Here is a 16,254-nt window from a genome sequence, read left to right as displayed (position 1 = left end):
CATGTTTCTGGTTGCTTTTTTGTTTATGATCACAAATGGGGATTTTGGGAGGTTTTACTATGATCATTGATAATGTGTATGTTTTTACACCGGACAAAGCATTTGTAAAAGGCGGGATTATCCTGGATGGGGATAAGATCCGACAGGTTTATGAAGAAAAGGATGCGCCGCAGCTTAACGGGGATGTTCTGGACGGAAAAGGCTGCTACGCCATTCCGGGACTGATCGATCTGCATTTTCATGGATGCAAGGGAGATGATTTCTGCGACGGAGACAAGGCTGCGATCGGAAGAATCGCGGAATATGAGGCATCGGTAGGAGTTACAGCGATTGCACCGGCTACTATGACTTTACCGGTAGAGGAACTGGAGCAGATCCTCCATACAGCAGCAGAATATAAAAAAGAAACAAAGGACTGCCGTAAGGCGGATTTTCTGGGGATCAATATGGAAGGGCCTTTTATCAGCCCTGCAAAAAAAGGGGCACAGGACGCGAGAAATATCCTGCCATGTAATGTGGAAATCTGTGACCGTTTTTTAAAGGCCTCGGAAGGTCTGGTAAAATTTATAGGGATTGCACCTGAAGAAAGTGAGCATGCAGCAGAATTTATCCGGGAAGTTCATGAAAGGGTCAATGTTTCTCTGGCACATACCAATGCAGATTACGATACAGCAATGGAAGCATGCAGAGCAGGGGCAAACCATGCAGTCCATCTGTATAACGCAATGCCTGCGTTTACGCATCGTGCACCAGGCGTCGTAGGTGCTGTTTTTGATAATAAGGATGTTATGGCAGAGATCATCTGTGACGGGATCCATATCCATCCGTCTGTTGTTCGAGCTACCTTTCAGATGATGGGAGCTGACAGGATGATCCTGATCAGCGACAGTATGAGAGCTACCGGTATGCCGGACGGCCAGTATACACTGGGCGGACTGGATGTTAAGGTTGTGGGAAGACTTGCCACGCTGGTATCTGACGGTGCGATCGCAGGATCTGCCACAAATCTGATGGATTGTATGCGTACAGTTGTTAAAAAGATGGAGCTTCCGCTGGAAACAGCCGTGGCCTGCGCGACCATAAATCCGGCCAGAAGCCTTGGTGTGGAAGAACAGTACGGATCTCTGGAAGCAGGTAAAAAAGCTCATGTGGTACTGCTGGATCAGGATCTGGAACTGAAAGCAGTGATCAAGGACGGAGTAAAGATCCGATAGGATCATAGAAGATAAAACGATAAAAAATAAAAAGAATTTCAGGAGCAGATGACAGAAAAATTCGTGTCAGAATTTGTCGAACGAAAATGCTGGACAAAATGCTCCTGAAATTCTATAATTAATTTCACCAGAGATCTTCTGGTATCGATCACCGCCAGGTCAGGCGGGAAATTCCATTTTTATCATAACTGAATAAACATATATTTTAAAAAGGAAAGGGGGCGTGTATGTTTCTTTATGGAGAATTATCCGTGGTGATATCTGCGATGGCGGTCTGGATGGATCTTAAAAATGCATCTGTAGACAATGGATGGATCCTTTTTTCTTTTATGATCGGTTTCCTGATCCAGATTACAGAAAACGGGCCGAAAGGTGGAGTGATCTTTTTGGCAGGAGTGGCTGTGCCGGTGCTTCTTTTGGGAATTCTTTTTATATTCCATATGATCGGCGCCGGAGATATTAAGCTTCTGTGCGCACTTGGCGGGATCATGGGGCCGCGGACAGTTATGGAATGTATTGTTTATTCTCTGCTTGCAGGTGCAGGCATTTCTCTGGCAATTCTTATTTCTACAGGCGGTATCCGCCGACGATTCCTTTATTTATATCAGTATATGAATGAGTTTTACTGTACCGGTGAGATACGTCCTTATTACAGAAAGGGGATGAGCTTTCCGGAGAACTTTCATTTTACGGTACCCATATTTTTGAGTGCGGTGCTTTATGCAGGAGGTGTGTATTGAAGAAAAACATATTTGCGGTCTGTGATCTGGAGGTGGATTATGCTTTCAATTTTATGGATTATCTGAACCAGAAAAAGAATCTTCCGTTTGAGATCCAGGCATTTACCACGGCGGAAAGTCTCATTGCCTACGGAAAAGAAAATCATATTGAGTTGCTGCTGATTTCCGATAAAGCAATGCGAAAAGAAGTCCGTGACCTTGGTATCGGAAAGATCATCATTCTTTCAGAGGGTGTGCATCCTCCGGAACTGGATCAGTATTCAAGTGTGTATAAATATCAATCTTCCTCAGATGTGATAAGGGAGGTGATGGCCTGCTATGGAGAAGAGAAGTCTCTTGATCCGGTAACTTTTCCTGTGTTGAAAAAGACAATGGAGATCATCGGTGTTTTTTCTCCTCTTGGCAGATGTCTGAAGACATCCTTTGCACTTGCGTTGGGACAGATACTGGCGAAAGAACGTGCCGTTCTTTATCTGAATCTGGAATCCTATTCTGGTTTTGAGGAACTTCTTGGGAAAAAATTTCCGGCTAATCTGAGTGATCTGTTTTATTATGTTCGCCAGGGAAATGAAAACCTGATCCATAGAATGAACGGAATGATCCAGACAGTAAACAATCTGGATTTTATACCGCCTGTAAGAACACCTTCAGATATCCGGACCGTGGACTGGGAAGACTGGGAGCGGCTGTTGCAGGAGATCGTACTTCACAGTTCCTATGAAGTGCTGATCCTGGATATGGGAGAAAATGGAGATGAGGATTTCCGGCTTCTGGAAATGTGCAGAAAAATCTATATGCCGGTTTTGAATGACACACTTTCTGTCTGTAAGGTGACACAATTCGAAAATCTTCTGCGTATCTGGAATAAAGAAAAGATCCTGGAAAAAACAGAAAAGGTGCATCTGCCCTTTCATATGGATAGGATCTCTTCTGACGCTTACGTAGAACAGCTGGTCTGGAGTGAACTGGGAGATTATATCCGTGAACTTTTGAGAAAGGAGCGGTCATGAACAGAGAAAAATTCCGGGAAATGTATGATCTGCTCATGGAACAGCTGGATGTTTCCAGAGAGCTGTCCGATGATGAGATCCTGGGGGTGATCGATGAACTGATATTAACTCAGGCAAGGGAACTGTTTCTTTCACTGAAGGAGAAAGTAGAGCTCAGACAGGAGCTGTTCTGTTCTGTGCGCAAGCTGGATGTTCTGCAGGAACTGATCGATGATGAAAGTGTTACGGAGATCATGGTAAATGGTCCGGATCATATTTTTGTGGAACGTGGAGGAAAACTGACCAGATGGAATAAGGTCTTCACGTCAGAAGAGAAGCTGGAGGATGTGATCCAGCAGATCGTAGGGCGCTGTAACCGGGTTGTCAACGAGTCCATGCCCATTGTAGATGCAAGGCTGGAAAACGGAGCACGTGTGAATGCAGTGGTTTATCCGGTTGCTCTGAATGGTCCGATCCTGACGATCCGTCGTTTTCCGGATGATCCTATCACAATGGAAAAACTGATCGCTTTTGGAAGCATCACCGAAGAATGTGCACAGTTTTTAAAAAAACTTGTTCAGGCAAGATATTCTATTGTGATCGGTGGAGGTACAGGCAGTGGAAAAACAACATTCCTTGGAGCTGTTACAGAATATATTCCAAAAGATGAGCGCCTGATCACCATTGAAGATAATGCGGAGCTTAAGATCCGGGGAATTGATAACCTGGTATGTCTGGAGGCAAAAATGGCCAATATGGCGGGCGCGGTGTCAGTAACGATCCGAGATCTGATCCGGTCAGCCCTTCGAATGAGACCGGATAGGATAATTGTAGGGGAAGTCCGTGGAGGAGAGGCAGTGGATATGCTGCAGAGCCTTATATGTACTATATAATAATTATATATATAACGTATATAAGGATGGAAAATATAGATTAGAGGGAGGGGCATAGGAACGATATGAACATTAAGTATAGGTTATTGTGTAAAAGGTTAATAGAGGAAAGGAAGAGAGTAGGTGTCATTCAATATTATAATGTACTGTTCATAATGGAGTTAGTGTCAGATAAAGACATATGGGCTTTAGAACAGTGGATGAATGGTATAAATAACATATATATGAAAGATATACATAATTGGTGTAGAATACATTTTGTTAAATATCACACTGTATTTGTTTACAGGAAAGAGTATCCGGTAAAAGCAAATATTTGGAATGGGTATTCATATATAAGGTGGCGGATGGAGCGGTTGATGAATTTGGGATAAGATAAAATAGTGATTGCATGAAAGAGAGCCTTAAAGCAGGGTGTTCTTTTGAAAGTATGGATAGAATTAAAGGCTGAAGGCTCTGCGCTATTCGTTTGGCAGAGCCTGAGTATTCTCTTGATCCGTAGAAAATAAATCTAACTGACCTTCTGGAGTGGAACTTTGACCGGATTCATCTTCAGTTGATGGTTCTCTTTTTTTGGGTGTTTTATGAGTGTATAATTTCTCAAAAGGAAGTGAATACTTGGATTTTTTATTGTATTCTAGTAAAAGAGCTTCTGCGAATCCTAATGAACCGGCACGACGTTCTCTGGCAGTACGACTGATTTCTCTGACAGAGACACGCCCAACTTTTTCTTTGAAGGTGTCATCTTTCATTGTTTCTCCATAAGCATTATCCAGACGGGCAATAGCATTAAGCATATTGGAACTAAAGGACATAGGCGCACCTTCCCATGTGGCAACACAAAGGCGTAAAACACGATCAAGAGTGTGAAAACCATATTTTTCATAGATATTAATTAAAGTGGATACAGCACATATACCTCCGGGGCGAGAGGAAGAAGTAATAGTGAGATCATATGATTCAACAAGGTCACGAATAATAAGTTCTCTATCATTACCAGCTTCAATATTAGCCATGAATATTTCATAAGGTAATAACGATTTGACATATTTCATCTGATTTGCAAAAATATCTGCTTCTTGGGTGTAAACAAGATCATCATAAACCATACACCAGACAGGAGTTTCTCTTGATCCAGAGACGAGAGCAACAATCTCTATAGTGTGTTGTCCGTTGAACACATAATTTATCCCATCACGTCTACTTACTTTTACAGGGTTTATCTGATAAAGGTCAAAATTAGCTGCAGCACGCTGAACGTGTTTGATGGAAAGATTACGTTGATAATCTTGATTTGAACATAAATTTTTAATAGGTATTTGCTCAAAATGCACTTGGGGAACAAACTTTTGTAAATCTTCGGTATTTCCATCCATAATTATATTTCCTCCAATTTTTTTAAAATATTATTTGTGGTTGATATTAGACACATAAGCTGATATTTAAGCTTATATTTTGCTGTATCAGATGCAATTTTAAAATCTGAAACTTTTAATACTCTTTCGATAGAACTGTTCCACGAGGGAATCGTCAATGTAAGACTTGCAATTTCCGCATCTGGATCAAATTGTGGCAGGTTGCGTATTGAAGGAATAGAAACGGAAGATTCTTTCCTTAACATCGGTTTGGCGTAATTATTCCATAGTAATTCCCTTTTCATATCATGATAACTGAGATGTTCTATCTTTTCGGCAAGAAGGTAGTTATTTAGACTTAAAAGTTGCTCTTTTGGTAATCCTGAAAGCTCAATAATATTAGCTTGGGAAATCCAGAGTTGACCAGAACGAACTCGTTTGACAAAATCCGGAACTTTTTCATCAATTATATCTAGTGCACTACTGTAAGCAGAATATTTGTAAACGGTAGCCATTGCTACATTACATTCTTCGGATATTTTTTTTGCTGCGATGCTTGCACCGGAAATATGAGATTTATTCGTAGATGAAAGTTGTCTTGAAACTATAATTTTTTCAGCATCATATTTTTTCCCTATCAGGTATTTTTTATTGATATTGGTTAAATCCTCTCGTTTAAGTTGGTCAGTACATATCCATGAAATTACATCTTCTTTACTGGAAAAATGGAGTCTTTTTATTCGGAAAGGAATACTGTGTTTACGAAATAATTCATATGCTTCTATACCATTAATGACAATACCATTCCATGTGCAGATGGGGGTGTGATAGGAATGACATAATATCTGTTGTTCAAGTTGTTTATAATCTTTTTCACTGAGATATTGATACAAATTGGTGAATTCTAGTTTTGTTTTTAATGTATATATACTATAATTGCGCATACTCATCTCCCATTATTTCTGATTTGAATTCTGTTTGTGGCAGTTTTGTGATGATGTTATCCATGGAAAATAGAGCTATTTTTTTATCTGGGTAAATATTGCCTTCTAAACGAAAAATGTTAAATTTCTCCCAAGAAAGGTTAAGTTGGGAAAGTGAATATAGTAATTCTCGGCTGTACAATTCATAACTGTTACCATTGATGACAAAATAATCCTTAACTTTATGTGCCAATTTATCCTCCGCACAACTAGCCTTTATACCTATCATTTTTTGATCAGGATTAACAAGAAGTTGAATATATTCTGGGTTACCAATTTGACGGAGTGTATTGCGGTGGATTCGTATACGATTCTTTTTAAAGTCAATACATATTAGTGGATGGGAAGAGTGTTTGTTGTTCATAGGATTTTTCCTCACTTTCTGCTGTTGATGGTTCTTTTGCTTTTTCTATGGATTTATCAGTTGCCTTCTTCTTTTCTTGTATGTCAAATACTGCGTAGCCTTCAAATATATTGACTTGCATTGATTTTTGATGTTCTTCCACTGGAATACCGAACTGATTCTTCCATTCTTCAGGATAAGAAGGTGTCCTAGCAGTGGTTACAGTTCCATTGTCTTTTAGAGTACGAGGAAATATTTCAGGTGAAGTTAAATCGAAAATGAACAGTATTTCATTGCCAGAACGAATTAGTTTGCCGAGAATCTTGTACCGATAATTAGGATTCCAGTCCATGAGAGATATCACTTTAGCAAAGAAAATTCGACAGGTGATTTGTTTTGGCGAACGCTTTTTTCCAGAGGAACACCAACGAAAAGAGTCTTTTTCTTCTTCTCGACAGGGACGGACAGCCAGTTTTTTTTCAATGGGATTGACTAATATTTGCACATATTCGACATCGGGTAGTTTTTTTATGCAGGCGGTATTTACAGATACCTTGTAGTTATTAAACGTAAACGAAGGTTCGTAAATATGAGCGAAGAATTCGCCACGTACAACTTGATAACCGTCATAGCTGAAAGAATCATCGTCAATGACTTCCATTTGATTTGAGGGGCTGGGCGCGACTGTTATTGGCATAGGTGTGTTGATTTTCATCATATCAGAAGGTTCTGTAGTCATATTCCATTGATTTATAGGTTGCTCGCTCATTGGGTGTCTCCTTTAATTTCTGTAATAATATTCTTTATATTTTGTATAATGGTTTCTTTGGGAGTGGTTTGTAGCTCGGGTTCTTTATAAGGTTTACTTTCTGAAGCAGTCTGCCAGTTTTTGTCTGCTGTAAATTCTGTTAATTCTGGCGCTTGAGACTGAGTATAGTAATTATTACCGAAGCTATTCATCCAGTCGGCAGGATAAGCTAACACACTCTTAGAATCAGATATTGTATCAGGCATGTTGTTATTGGGGGCGGATACGTCGTTGGTACTTGTCGGTATTCGTATTTCTGTATCGTCCATGTTGAAAATAAGGACATTTTCATTGCCTTTTTGGTGGGCAACTCCTAATATTCTATATTTGCATTTTTTGTCCCATTTAAATATCTCGTATAATGTTGGCAAAAATGCAGCGCCGGAAATTGGTTTTGGAATAAGTTGACCATCTTTGAGACGTGACCACTGCACTTTATTTTTTGTTTCAGAGGAACATGGTCGGATAGCAAGTAGTTTTGAGCTTGGGTGTATTAGCAGTTCGACAAATTTTATGTTTGGAAATTTCCGTATAGCATCTTTGTTAAAAGAGATCTGTTTATATGAAAAAGAAACAGAAATCCGACCAACAGAGGAGAAAAATTGTCCTCTGGCAACTTCATAGTCTCTTAAATCGAAGGAACCGGCGGAAGCAGTAATTGTATCAGGTACATTCATATTTGCCGGTTTAAGGACGCTTTGAGATGCTTCAAAGTAGTCTCTAGCTTTAAATCCAGACCATCTTGGATTAATGCTTATAAATCCACTTAGAGAGCCTTCTTGTATCACATGTAATTCTGGTAAAATCTCTTTATTTCCATATTTCGCATTTGTAATTAATTTTTGAACAGCTATGAAATCATCTCGGGAGATAATAGCTTCGTGATGTCCGACTTTTCTGTATTGATTACGGTCTTGATTGTTTTTCCTTGATTTATGGTCAAGATAATTAGGAGTCCATGTTTTTCTCGCCAGAACATCCCCACAATGGCGTTCATTTTGAAGGATTTGTAGTATGGTACTGGATGACCAGACATCATTATTCTTTTTTGTTTTACAACCGAGTTCTGTCAAAGAATCAGCAATTTGTTGAGTACTGCTTCCATTCAGATACATATAAAAAATAAGCTGCACAATTTTAGCTTCATGTGGATTGATTACAAGATCTCCATTTTCGTCTCGGTCATATCCGAGCAGAGGAGGTGTAAGGAATATTCCCCGACGAAAACGCATTTCAATGGAAGAATTCATAATTTCACTTTTGGTATGACTTTCTTCCTGTGCAAGTGTTGACATGAATGACAGAATCATTTCGCTTTTGGGATCAAGAGTATTTAAATGCTCTGTTTCAAAAAATACACCGACGGGTGGACGGAGTGAAGAAAGCTCTCGTACATATCGGATACAGTCAACAACGTTTCTTGCAAATCGGGATACACTTTTTGTTATGATTAAATCAATTTTTCCGGCTTCACAATCTTCAATCATTTTTTTGAATGCATCTCTATGTTGAAGCGAAGTGCCTGAAATGCCTTCGTCGGCATATATTTCGACAAGCATCCAATTCGGATTTTTATTTACTACATCCTGATAATGATTTTTCTGTAATTCATATGAGGATGTTTGGCGTGGATCATCCGTAGATACCCTTGCATATACAGCTACTCGTAGTTTTTTTTCTGTTTTAAAAATATCCTCTGGTGGAAGTGCCGGAATTACTTCCAGTTCTTCTGGATCAATACCTTTGTATCTTTGCCGGATTCTGGCTTTCTGTTCATCAATATTACTGCTTCGTTCTTCACTTTCTTTCATCAATAGCGACATCCTTTATAGTTGATATAACTATCATAGAATTTTTGGATTGAAAAAGACATAAACCATCAGTTAAGTGATTAACAGATGGTTTATGTAGAAATAGATATTTGATTGTTATTGAATGATTTAATAATCATTCGGGTTATCAGCATCGTAATTGTGTTTTGAGGATAGATGCCAATCATTGATTCGTAAAATATTCTTTATGGCTGAAAGAACCTCGAATATGTAACGTTTTTCAGTGCTGGTACAATCTGCCATTAATAAATCAATATCAGTTTGATATTCCGTAGGATTGTATAACAAGTTTCCATAGAGTAATTCATCAATAGTAATTTCAAGGGCATTGCTAATTTTGATTAAAGATTCTAAACTGGGTTTACGCTTGGCATTTTCTATATAGCTTATATAAACAGTAGAAAGATCAGCGATTTCAGCCAGCTCCTCGGCAGATAATCCTCGTTGTTTGCGGGTTTCTCTTATACGTTTGCCTATAAGTGCATAATTTATTTCCATGTCCTCACCTCCTTTCCATCACAACTTGACTTTTTTGTGTTGTAGATAGAAAAAATGGTGAGTTATACAATAGTAATTGGTTGTATAAAAAGAAGTATATCATATGTATATAGCAAAAAGAAGATTGTCGATTGATGGGAGAAAAAGGCGATAAGTTGTAATTGAACAACAGCGAAAAAAAGGTTATTATTTATGTATTAAAAATTATGTCTGAGAGGAAAATACATGGCAGATAAAGAGGAAATTAAAACACTGGAGGAATTAGAGGAAAAAGGAAGAATACTGCGGGAGTACAAAGAAAAATTCCGGCAGATGTGCCAAGAAAATAAAATGATAAAGGGTTCGACAGTGCTGAAACTATATGATAAAATTGAAGAAATACAAAGAGAATATGAGCATTTAGATAATAAGCTGACATTAATGGAATACAACTTTATATAGTTCTATTTTTTTGTTTTAATACTACTGTTTCCCTTAGTAAATACTTGCAAGATACATCTCTAATATTTTTTCGGATTTCTAGTTACAATTAAGGTAACTACTATCGGAAAGAGGTGTATTTACTTGCGTACAGAGGATTATATTGCGGACAATATTATAGCTTTATGTAAAAAACGTGATATGAGTAAATATCGGCTGTCACAATTGACTGGTATATCTCAATCTTCGATTGGAAAAATTATTGCTAAAGAAAGTTTACCCACTATGCCTACTGTAGAAAAGATATGTGATGCACTGGGAGTAACAATGGCACAATTCTTTGCCGGAATGGATGTTCCAGTAAGCTTATCAGAATCACAACAAGAGGTTTTGAATATTTGGAATAATCTTGATGAAAAAGAACAGAATGTAGTGATACAAATGCTCCGGGGACTTCAAAAATAAAGGAAACAGTTGTAACGAAAATGTTGACTGTTTCTTTTTTTATGGAGTTGGGAGATTATGGTGATTGAAAAGAAATATTATGATATTGCACAGCGTGAATTGGAAGAAATGCAAAGAGAAATTAATGCAGAAAAAGCGCAAATGTCAGAAGAAGAGATACTAGAGGATAAAAAATGGCATGATGAACAATTGGAAACAATTATAAAAAAGGCAGAAGCTCATATGCGTTGTTTTAAGAAAGTTCCAGATCCTCAAAAAGTAGTGAAATTCACTTTTTTACAAAAAGATGCATTGGAAATTGCACGAAATATGCAGATGAATATAAAAACTGAGCGTAAAGAAGATGATTTATGGGGGACGATAGAAATGTCATTTAATAATATGTGGTTTTTAGATTCGGCTCCTAGTGAATGGAAAGAAATTTGGAATAACTTGATGAAAGAAGCTCAGAGAGTGTATATAGAAGCAAAAGATAACATGGTCATGTATCAATATTATTATGATTTGGCGGTAGAAGTTCCTTGTGTGTAGACAAAATACAAATAATGATATATGAATGCTGTTCTGTAATAATTTTATGATATACTGTGGATATGATATGTAAAAATAGTCGGAGAAAGATTTGTGAATGTACGATTATTTAGGAGGAAAAAGCATGACAGATGCAGAACAAAGAGAGGCTGCCCGTCAATTTGTAAACCGATGGATGGGAAAAGGGAAAGAAGATGAAGATGGACGTTCTTATTGGATTGATTTATTGACGAATGTTTTGGGAATGGATAATGTGACAGAACGTTTGAACTTTGAAAAGAAAGTTGTAATTGATGGAAATACAAAACGTATTGATGTATATATTCCTGAAACACGAGTAATTATTGAACAGAAGAGTCTTGGAAAAGCATTGGATCAGAAAATCAGGAATTCAGGAGATGTTGATCTTACTCCATTTGAACAGGCAGACAGATATAATGGGAAGCTGACTTTTGATGAAAGAGCTCGGTGGATTGTTACGTCAAATTTTGCTGAAATTTGGATTTATGATATGAACCAGAAACAGCCAGAACCGACAAAGATTGCTTTAGATGAATTACAAAGCAAATATCCATTGTTGGACTTCTTGGTGAAAAAGGAAGTAAAGACAATATCGCATGAAATGGAAGTATCAATAAAAGCAGGAGGTATTGTTGGGCTTATTTATGATGCGTTTTTAAAACAATATCGTATACCAGATATTAAGGAAAAGGATGAAACATTTGAGCAGAAAGAAAAAAGAGAGCATAAACTAAAGAGCCTGAATGCTTTATGTGTGCGAATTGTTTTTTGCTTGTATGCAGAAGATGCTGGTATTTTCGGAAAGAGAAATATGTTCCATGATTATTTGGAAACATATGAAGTAAAGGATTGCCGGAGAGCTTTATTAGAATTATTTAAGATATTGGATACACCTGTATCAGAGCGAGACGAGTATTTGGAGGAAGAACTTGCTCAGTTCCCGTATGTAAATGGTGGGTTATTTGCTGATGAAACTATTGAGATACCACCTTTTACAGAGGAAATTAAAGAATTACTTCTTACAAAAGCGTCAGAAGATTTTGATTGGAGTGATATTTCTCCAACTATATTTGGAGCGGTATTTGAATCTACATTAAATCCTGAGACCAGACGTTCAGGAGGAATGCATTATACATCTATTGAAAATATACATAAAGTTATTAGTCCGCTTTTTTTGGAAGATTTGCAAAAGGAATTTGATAGTATTAGAGCAATTCAAGTGAAGCGTACCAGAGATAAAAAATTGGAAGAATTCCAAAATAAATTGGCATCACTTACATTTTTTGATCCTGCGTGTGGTTCTGGAAATTTCCTTACAGAAACATACTTGTCGCTTCGTCGTTTGGAGAATGAGGTGATAAAGGAAAAAGTTGGCGGACAAATGACATTGGTAGAGGTAAATAATCCAATTAGAGTTTCTATTCAGCAATTTTATGGAATAGAGATTAACGATTTTGCAGTTACAGTTGCAAAAACGGCTTTATGGATTGCAGAATCTCAAATGTTGGAAGAAACGAAAAATATTGTGTATGGATTTAATGATGATTTTCTTCCTTTAAAGACATATGTAAATATCACAGAAGGAAATGCATTAAGAATTGATTGGAATGATGTAATTCCTGCAGAAAAATTATCGTTTATAATGGGAAATCCGCCATTTGTAGGAGCACGTTGGATGGCGTCGGAGCAGAAGGAAGATGTTGAGAAGATATTTGAAGGATGGAAGAGTATAGGAAATCTTGATTATGTTAGTTGCTGGTATAAAAAAGCAGCTGACTATATGGGAAATTATAATATCAGAGCAGCATTGGTATCAACTAATTCAATTACACAGGGAGAAAGTGTTTCGATTCTCTGGAAACCGCTTTTTGAATCAGGTGTACATATTGATTTTGCATACAGAACATTTATATGGGATAGTGAAGCGTCAATAAAAGCGCATGTTCATTGTGTAATTGTTGGCTTTAGCAGAGCTGTAAATAATAAGCAGAAAATAATTTATTCAGGTGAGAACGCAATTCCGGCGAATAATATTAATGGATATTTGCTTGATGCAGAAAATATATTCATTGAAAAAAGAATGAAACCATTGTGTAATGTTCCTGAAATAGCATTAGGTGGGCAAGCAATTGATGGTGGATTTTTAATATTGACGGAAGAGGAAAAGGAAGAGTTTTTGGAAAAAGAACCACAGGCTTCTCCGTTTTTTAGACATTATATGATGGGAAAAGATTTTATTGATCGAAAGCCGAGATATTGTATTTGGCTTGTTGGAGCTGATCCTGGATTATTAAAAAAATGTCCGATGATATTAGAACGGGTGAATAAAGTACGTGAATTTAGACTTAGTAGTACAAGAGCGAACACAAAAAAAGCGGCTGAGAATCCAACTTTATTTGCATCAATACTTGAACATAAAAATCAATATATTGCGATTCCCAAAGTTTCTTCTCAGAATCGTAGATATATTCCAATGGATTATTTAGATGGTGAAATTATTCCGGGAGACAAATTATTCACTATGCCAAATGCATCATTTTATGAATTTGGTGTATTGATGTCGAATGTTCATATGGCATGGATGCGAGCAGTGTGTGGAAGATTAAAAAGTGATTATAGTTATTCAAACACAATAGTGTATAACAATTTCCCGTGGCCTGTAGTAACGGAGAAGAATCGGGAACAAATTGAAAAATCGGCACAGGAAATTTTGAAAGCAAGAACATTATATCCTAATAGTAATCTTGCGGCTTTATATGATCCTTTAACAATGCCAGCCGAGTTACGGCGAGCACATACTGCAAATGATAAAGCTGTTATGGCTGCGTATGGCTTTAGTACAAAAATGACGGAAGCAGATTGTGTGGGAGAGTTGATGAAATTATACCAGAAAATGCAATGATAAAAGTTTATAGAGCTGTTTTTTGCTCAAAGTAAAATATTTGAAAACATAGAATATTCCAAATCCATAAAAGCTGAATGAAAACCAATATGGGAATTTTACAGGTGGTACAAAATTTGTAAAATTTTCATATTGGTTTTTTTGTAATCTGTAAAAATTATAAATTTGGATATCAAGTAAGGTTTCGGATTTTTGATTTTTATGTATTTTTCAATTTTGGATATGGCTCCGAAATTGGCAATTTTGCGGAAGTGTATCCACACTTCCTGTCCTTGCTATTTTTTAATCACATGGTGATTTCACAGGGATATAGGGCTGTTTAGCCTATTTTTTCTCCCTGTGCTGTGACCGAAGAAATTCGAGGAACCAATTATATATTTATGCTGAATGTGAGGAACTGGGGAGCACAATCCTCAGCAAGATTCCAACATCCGAAAAATGCCGTATTGCTAAAATAGCGATATGGTATTACCGGGGTGGATCTTGCTCTAGTGTGTACTGAGACCTCGGCATAAATAGAAAAATGGGTTTGGGGAATCCCCAGCAAGATGAAAACCTGATGAGAGAATATTGTGATGAAAGACAATATTGTTAAACACAGGTGGATCTTGCTCTGGGGTAAGAAAGAAGTATCTTTATATTATCAAAATGATATTTGGAGTTTATGTTGTTGGAAAGTCGTAAGCAGGAAGATAACTTCAAGTTGTTGGTGCAAATATAATGAATAGAAGTGTCCAGTACATTTTTGGTGATGGGTATTTTGGTGGAATCCATTTTTATTTATTTTTGAATAATAAAATTTTGAATCTGCAGCCGATTCTGCCTGCCGGACAATGTTTTTAGATATCTGTAAACGTCACGGACCGGAACTTGATGAAGAACCATCGGATGATGGAAGAAAGTATTTGGAAACACGATAGAAGCAAACGCTGTACTTATCGTCTTGTCTGGCAGGGAAGATTATTAGGCATTAACCAGAGAGATATCGGCAGAGAAAACAGAAGTGATAGACAATGATATTTGTTAGATATGCTTCTTGTCGTTGGCTGCATCATATTAAAACGCTTTTTACGTTAAAAAAGTGCTGTGATCACAAGGCTTTTTGCAAGCAAAAATGAAAAGGCTATATATAGGTAGCCTGTGAAACTGGAAGTGCCCATTTTGGGTCTGATTTAAAGAATAATGTTCTGACAGAGACCAATGGAATGACTCTCTGCTGGGGCTCCAAAAGAAAGGAGAAATGATTATGGAAAAAATGATGAATACAAAAACAGAGGGTAACACATTTACAAAGAAAATCGGGCAGACAGTCTATGTTGTCCGTTATCATTTCAATGAAAATGCAAAGGAAACAATGCAGGAGAAGATTAACCGGATGCTGGTTACAGAAGCAAGTCGACAGGCAGTGTATTAAAATTAGGTGGATGTAATTGAAGAAAAAATATGATATCATGTGAGTAACAAATCGGTATTTGGAGGTAATTTAAATGGAAAACAAAATTGTAGGTGCTATTTTCTGTTTCATGTCAGCAGTTTTAATTTCTGCACGATATATTTCTGCTGCGATATTTATGAGTGGAGTAGTTTCGTGGAATGCCACTTTATTTGCAGCCGGTCTTGAATGTGTAGGTCCTTTTTTAGCAATAGCGGCTGGTATTGCGTTTATTATTGGAATCCTTTTTCTGGGATATGGGCTGTATCTGGATATTAAAAAGATGAAGAAGTAGAACAATTCCCATTTATTGGGAAGTCGCTGAGAACGAAAAATCGGAAGTTTTAAAGGAGGAATACCATGGGATTATTTGGTAAAAGCAAAAAAGAACGAGAAACAGAATACATGAGCAGATTAGATGTTCCATCGTGTTTAAAAGAAGATTTTGAATTGATTATTGATGATATATTTACAATTATGGGAGTTGGAACAGTTGCCACAGGAAACATATTAACAGGGATGTGCAGAGAAGGGGAAAATGCATGTATTTATAAAGCAAATGGAGATATCTTAGAAACCAGAATTACTACTGTCGATGTACATACAAAAGAACGAAAAGCAAATGGTTGTGGATATAAAACAGAGCATGTTGGACTTGGGTTACGAGGAATTTCCAAGGAACAATTAGAAAAGGGTGATAAAGTACTTGTAAAGAATGCCAATATGTATGGAATGTAATTACAAATTCAAGTTGAACAAAATCGCTACGCGATGGCCTGCCGAGGCTGTGGCATAGCGATTTTCTGTTTTCTATAACAAAACAGTGGA

Annotated in this window: 16 protein-coding genes and 1 pseudogene; 11 read left to right on the top strand and 6 right to left on the bottom strand. The window is 37.2% G+C overall.

The genetic code is table 11. From position 1 onward, the window contains the following. Nucleotides 1-59: 59 nt before the first annotated feature. The 4 genes and pseudogenes from nagA to EAI83_RS08555 all read left to right on the top strand — a co-directional run. Nucleotides 60-1,214: an N-acetylglucosamine-6-phosphate deacetylase gene (gene nagA, locus EAI83_RS08570; RefSeq protein WP_044962282.1), complete on the top strand. Its 1,155-nt coding sequence runs from the start codon at nt 60-62 to the stop codon at nt 1,212-1,214. A gap of 227 nt (nt 1,215-1,441) precedes the next feature. After that, nucleotides 1,442-1,954: a prepilin peptidase gene (locus tag EAI83_RS08565; protein WP_129975086.1), complete on the top strand. Its 513-nt coding sequence runs from the start codon at nt 1,442-1,444 to the stop codon at nt 1,952-1,954. Next, nucleotides 1,951-2,964 (top strand): hypothetical protein, encoded by a 1,014-nt coding sequence (locus tag EAI83_RS08560; protein WP_021652830.1) that lies wholly within the window; start codon nt 1,951-1,953, stop codon nt 2,962-2,964. The genes EAI83_RS08565 and EAI83_RS08560 overlap by 4 nt, the downstream gene beginning before the upstream one ends. After that, nucleotides 2,961-3,821: pseudogene (locus tag EAI83_RS08555) on the top strand (CpaF family protein); the annotation flags it as partial. The gene EAI83_RS08560 and the pseudogene EAI83_RS08555, both read left to right, overlap by 4 nt. A 476-nt stretch (nt 3,822-4,297) precedes the next feature. On the opposite strand, the gene EAI83_RS08545 reads toward EAI83_RS08555, so the two are convergent. The 6 genes from EAI83_RS08545 to EAI83_RS08520 form a co-directional block, all read right to left on the bottom strand. Beyond that, nucleotides 4,298-5,212, bottom strand: a complete 915-nt coding sequence (locus EAI83_RS08545) for a DUF6551 family protein (RefSeq protein WP_055155695.1) — start codon at nt 5,210-5,212, stop codon at nt 4,298-4,300. 2 nt (nt 5,213-5,214) lie between these two features. Continuing rightward, complete coding sequence (locus tag EAI83_RS08540; protein WP_055145197.1) at nt 5,215-6,135, bottom strand: hypothetical protein; 921 nt, start codon at nt 6,133-6,135, stop codon at nt 5,215-5,217. Beyond that, nucleotides 6,122-6,538, bottom strand: a complete 417-nt coding sequence (locus tag EAI83_RS08535; RefSeq protein ID WP_044999283.1) for a hypothetical protein — start codon at nt 6,536-6,538, stop codon at nt 6,122-6,124. The genes EAI83_RS08540 and EAI83_RS08535 overlap by 14 nt, the downstream gene beginning before the upstream one ends. Next, nucleotides 6,498-7,286, bottom strand: a complete 789-nt coding sequence (locus EAI83_RS08530; protein WP_055145192.1) for a hypothetical protein — start codon at nt 7,284-7,286, stop codon at nt 6,498-6,500. The genes EAI83_RS08535 and EAI83_RS08530 overlap by 41 nt, the downstream gene beginning before the upstream one ends. Then, the gene (locus EAI83_RS08525) at nt 7,283-9,136 is read right to left on the bottom strand and encodes a recombinase family protein (protein ID WP_129879754.1); all 1,854 of its coding nucleotides are present in this window, start codon (nt 9,134-9,136) and stop codon (nt 7,283-7,285) included. The genes EAI83_RS08530 and EAI83_RS08525 overlap by 4 nt, the downstream gene beginning before the upstream one ends. Nucleotides 9,137-9,265: 129 nt before the next feature. Further along, nucleotides 9,266-9,655: a helix-turn-helix domain-containing protein gene (locus tag EAI83_RS08520; protein ID WP_008374249.1), complete on the bottom strand. Its 390-nt coding sequence runs from the start codon at nt 9,653-9,655 to the stop codon at nt 9,266-9,268. Nucleotides 9,656-9,880: 225 nt separating this feature from the next. Here EAI83_RS08520 and EAI83_RS08515 point away from each other — a divergent pair, with 225 nt between their 5' ends. The 7 genes from EAI83_RS08515 (at nt 9,881) to EAI83_RS08485 (ending at nt 16,164) form a co-directional block, all read left to right on the top strand. Further along, entirely contained in the window at nt 9,881-10,096 is a 216-nt protein-coding gene (locus tag EAI83_RS08515) for a hypothetical protein (RefSeq protein WP_015525605.1), read from the top strand. A 123-nt stretch (nt 10,097-10,219) separates the two neighbouring features. Beyond that, nucleotides 10,220-10,540, top strand: coding sequence for a helix-turn-helix domain-containing protein (locus tag EAI83_RS08510; RefSeq protein WP_013976760.1), 321 nt, complete (start codon nt 10,220-10,222; stop codon nt 10,538-10,540). A gap of 57 nt (nt 10,541-10,597) precedes the next feature. After that, nucleotides 10,598-11,071 (top strand): chemotaxis protein CheY, encoded by a 474-nt coding sequence (locus EAI83_RS08505; protein WP_129900264.1) that lies wholly within the window; start codon nt 10,598-10,600, stop codon nt 11,069-11,071. Between the two features lie 124 nt (nt 11,072-11,195). Continuing rightward, the gene (locus EAI83_RS08500; RefSeq protein WP_055164298.1) at nt 11,196-13,994 is read left to right on the top strand and encodes a DNA methyltransferase; all 2,799 of its coding nucleotides are present in this window, start codon (nt 11,196-11,198) and stop codon (nt 13,992-13,994) included. Nucleotides 13,995-15,240: 1,246 nt separating this feature from the next. Continuing rightward, a complete protein-coding gene (locus tag EAI83_RS08495; protein ID WP_015513594.1) occupies nt 15,241-15,408 on the top strand; it encodes a transposon-encoded TnpW family protein in 168 nt (55 codons plus the stop codon). 73 nt (nt 15,409-15,481) lie between these two features. Next, a complete protein-coding gene (locus EAI83_RS08490) occupies nt 15,482-15,721 on the top strand; it encodes a hypothetical protein (RefSeq protein ID WP_008374227.1) in 240 nt (79 codons plus the stop codon). 65 nt (nt 15,722-15,786) lie between these two features. After that, on the top strand, nt 15,787-16,164 hold the full coding sequence (locus tag EAI83_RS08485; RefSeq protein WP_008374225.1) for a hypothetical protein: 378 nt from the start codon (nt 15,787-15,789) through the stop codon (nt 16,162-16,164). Nucleotides 16,165-16,254 lie beyond the last annotated feature (90 nt).

Origin of the sequence: Blautia sp. aa_0143 (assembly GCF_004167315.1) — a bacterium.
In the GTDB taxonomy this organism is placed as follows: domain Bacteria; phylum Bacillota; class Clostridia; order Lachnospirales; family Lachnospiraceae; genus Blautia_A; species Blautia_A fusiformis.
This window is presented reverse-complemented; position numbering and strand designations above follow the sequence as displayed.

Bases quoted from the DNA above. Each gene is read 5' to 3' on its own strand.
- EAI83_RS08525 (WP_129879754.1), bottom strand. From the start codon at position 9,136: ATGAAAGAAAGTGAAGAACGAAGCAGTAATATTGATGAACAGAAAGCC.
- EAI83_RS08545 (WP_055155695.1), bottom strand. From the start codon at position 5,212: ATGGATGGAAATACCGAAGATTTACAAAAGTTTGTTCCCCAAGTGCAT.
- EAI83_RS08505 (WP_129900264.1), top strand. From the start codon at position 10,598: ATGGTGATTGAAAAGAAATATTATGATATTGCACAGCGTGAATTGGAA.
- EAI83_RS08515 (WP_015525605.1), top strand. From the start codon at position 9,881: ATGGCAGATAAAGAGGAAATTAAAACACTGGAGGAATTAGAGGAAAAA.
- EAI83_RS08500 (WP_055164298.1), top strand. From the start codon at position 11,196: ATGACAGATGCAGAACAAAGAGAGGCTGCCCGTCAATTTGTAAACCGA.
- EAI83_RS08485 (WP_008374225.1), top strand. From the start codon at position 15,787: ATGGGATTATTTGGTAAAAGCAAAAAAGAACGAGAAACAGAATACATG.
- EAI83_RS08535 (WP_044999283.1), bottom strand. From the start codon at position 6,538: ATGAACAACAAACACTCTTCCCATCCACTAATATGTATTGACTTTAAA.
- EAI83_RS08520 (WP_008374249.1), bottom strand. From the start codon at position 9,655: ATGGAAATAAATTATGCACTTATAGGCAAACGTATAAGAGAAACCCGC.
- EAI83_RS08540 (WP_055145197.1), bottom strand. From the start codon at position 6,135: ATGCGCAATTATAGTATATATACATTAAAAACAAAACTAGAATTCACC.
- EAI83_RS08530 (WP_055145192.1), bottom strand. From the start codon at position 7,286: ATGAGCGAGCAACCTATAAATCAATGGAATATGACTACAGAACCTTCT.
- EAI83_RS08565 (WP_129975086.1), top strand. From the start codon at position 1,442: ATGTTTCTTTATGGAGAATTATCCGTGGTGATATCTGCGATGGCGGTC.
- EAI83_RS08490 (WP_008374227.1), top strand. From the start codon at position 15,482: ATGGAAAACAAAATTGTAGGTGCTATTTTCTGTTTCATGTCAGCAGTT.
- nagA (WP_044962282.1), top strand. From the start codon at position 60: ATGATCATTGATAATGTGTATGTTTTTACACCGGACAAAGCATTTGTA.
- EAI83_RS08495 (WP_015513594.1), top strand. From the start codon at position 15,241: ATGGAAAAAATGATGAATACAAAAACAGAGGGTAACACATTTACAAAG.